Annotated in this window: 1 protein-coding gene; it reads right to left on the bottom strand. The window is 34.9% G+C overall.

Annotated elements, in window-relative coordinates:
- A partial coding sequence (locus B0A58_RS15375; protein ID WP_089081776.1) for an Rpn family recombination-promoting nuclease/putative transposase occupies nt 1-641 on the bottom strand: 641 nt, incomplete at both ends.

The raw sequence follows: 641 nt of genomic DNA, 5'->3' as shown, positions 1-641 counted from the left end.
TTCCCTTCTACTTTCCCTTCTATCTTTCCTTCTATCTTTCCTTCTACTTTCCCCACATCATAAGCCTCTGTAATTAAGGTTTTTTCGCTAGAAATAGAATCCCAATAACGGTCATAAGCTTCTAACTCGGATTTGGTATAAGCACTTTCTTTTGCATATTCCGAAGCTTCTAGTATCGAAGGGTCGTTTTTAAAATCGTCGGGAATATCTTCTTGTCCGTCTTTTATTTCTGATAAAAATCGAAGCCACAAAACGTTCAACTTTTTATCTCTTATTTGTTTACTTTTAAATTTTGGCAATTCAATAAAAATAAATTCCAAACCTTCGATAATTTTATCAGAATGTTCGGTGTGGGTTATTTTATAATGATGAAAATAGTCGTCTAACAAAGGTTCAAATACTTCATTTACAATGCTTAACGAATAAACGGGTTCCAAATTTTTATACTCTTCGCCTCGCTCAATTTGTTTGATATAAGCTTTTGAAGCGTTAAAAACCACCCGGCTTTTGAAAGAATCCGTCCAAAGCATTTGCATTTCTACGATAAACTGGCGGTCGTTTTCGTCATAACAACGCACATCTACAATCGAATTTTTGAAAACAGGAATGCGAGGCACCATTTCGGTTGGCAGGTATTTTAT

Source organism: Flavobacterium branchiophilum NBRC 15030 = ATCC 35035 (genome assembly GCF_002217205.1).
In the GTDB taxonomy this organism is placed as follows: domain Bacteria; phylum Bacteroidota; class Bacteroidia; order Flavobacteriales; family Flavobacteriaceae; genus Flavobacterium; species Flavobacterium branchiophilum.
This window is presented reverse-complemented; position numbering and strand designations above follow the sequence as displayed.